The organism is Shewanella sp. ULN5 (assembly GCF_030731885.1).
In the GTDB taxonomy this organism is placed as follows: Bacteria; Pseudomonadota; Gammaproteobacteria; order Enterobacterales; family Shewanellaceae; genus Shewanella; species Shewanella holmiensis.
In genome coordinates this window covers 1-1,556 of sequence record NZ_JAPJEE010000037.1, presented here as the reverse complement: position 1 = coordinate 1,556, position 1,556 = coordinate 1, and the positions used below count along the sequence as shown (strand labels likewise).

1 protein-coding gene is annotated in these 1,556 nt (G+C 42.8%); it reads right to left on the bottom strand.

Annotation, left to right across the window (positions count from 1 at the left end):
• Positions 1 to 295: 295 nt before the first annotated feature.
• Positions 296 to 1,210 (bottom strand): hypothetical protein, encoded by a 915-nt coding sequence (locus tag ORI98_RS18105; RefSeq protein ID WP_306136153.1) that lies wholly within the window; start codon positions 1,208 to 1,210, stop codon positions 296 to 298.
• Between the last annotated feature and the right edge of the window lie 346 nt (positions 1,211 to 1,556).

The window sequence follows — 1,556 nt, the reverse complement described above, 5'->3', positions numbered from 1 at the left end:
CATGAATGTTCCTCAGTTTTTAACCTATCTCATTATTTTTATTCATTCTTTTGTGGGGATTCGTCAGACTCTGACCCTACTTATTTTAGTACAAGGCGCTGTGAGCGTAGCATACGCTGTGTGTATGTGAGCGAGCAGCAACGCCGTAATCAACGTTTTAGACCAGCAAAAATACATCATGCCAGACATTTCTGAACGAGATGACCAAGGCCGCTGCTACGACTTAGCGGACATGTGCTGAATATTGCTTCTCGCTTGCATTCATAGTTATTACAGAGAAAAAACTATCAACCTATTAATTTTTAAGGCATTTTACATATACAGTTCCACTCGGTTGTGAATCGCCTTGTTGAATTGAGTGAGCATACCACCCCCTGCTGTCATTTGGACGGCTTACTAGGGAGTACCTATTGCCGCCTATGTCGCCAAAACCACCAGTGCTAAAGCCGCCGCCTGTAGCGACATCCCCAAAATTGCAAAAGGCGGATCCATTCTGGTAATAATCAGTATCAACACAAGCCCCGAACACCGAGCTATCACAGAAGCTAAATCTACTAAGACGCCTGTTGATGGTATACACCTGCAGGTTAGTACCTTCTGGGAGTACACAGATGGGATCCCCAAACGTAGTTATACCGCTGACAACCCTTGGGGATGTACAGCTACGCCCCAGAAGAAAGTCAACTGCACGTAGCTCATCCAAGTATTGAGAAATAGTAGAAGTATTTACGTCCACATCTCTCCTTAAAGCTGAGATCAATGAATTCAATGCGTCACTTTGGGCGTAAAGATTTCGAAATTCCTTGCTAGTAGATGCTTGAAGAGCAGCCAGTTGCGCTTGTAGTGTGCTGATAAGCCGAGCACTTAGTACATCTGCTGCTTCGAGCGCGTCAATATCCGTTTCATTCATTGTTACACGGGTGTCAATGATACTAAGTGCCACCTGCATAGCAGCAATAAGTTCATCTTGCGAATCATTATCTGCTTCAAGCTGAGAGAATTTCTCACTAAATATTCTGGTTTGTTCTTCGATTGTAAGATTAATAATATCTATTTGACTTTGCAATGCTTGAAAAGGTTGGCCATTAGCGCCAGGGTAGGCTTGACCACTATTTCCGTTACCATTGCCCGCAATAGAAGAAAATGTTGCCGTGCTTAGTAGTAGACTGCTGGCTAACATTACAGCAATAGAGCTTGGTTTAGTTTTCATCATAAAATCCTTTAGTCTTCGTCTGTACTTTTGTACATGACGGCAATTCATAATATGTGATTGCCTGTCAACTGTAGGTTAGCAATGTTACTTTGGCCAATATTTAACCAATTCATTTCAAGTGGTTTGTTTGGCCAATAATTTTATCGAGGTTTCTGAGCGACAATATGATTAGGGCTTGCATAGGGTATCCTCCAATATTGCCCACGCTATACGAGCCATTTTATTCGTGTATAGGGTGTATAGGGTGTAAGTAAATGGGGTCAGAGCCTGACGGATCCCCACGAATTTAATAGCATGCTTGTGGCTCCCGAACTAAGCCTTGTAGTGTTTTGATTGCTACCTG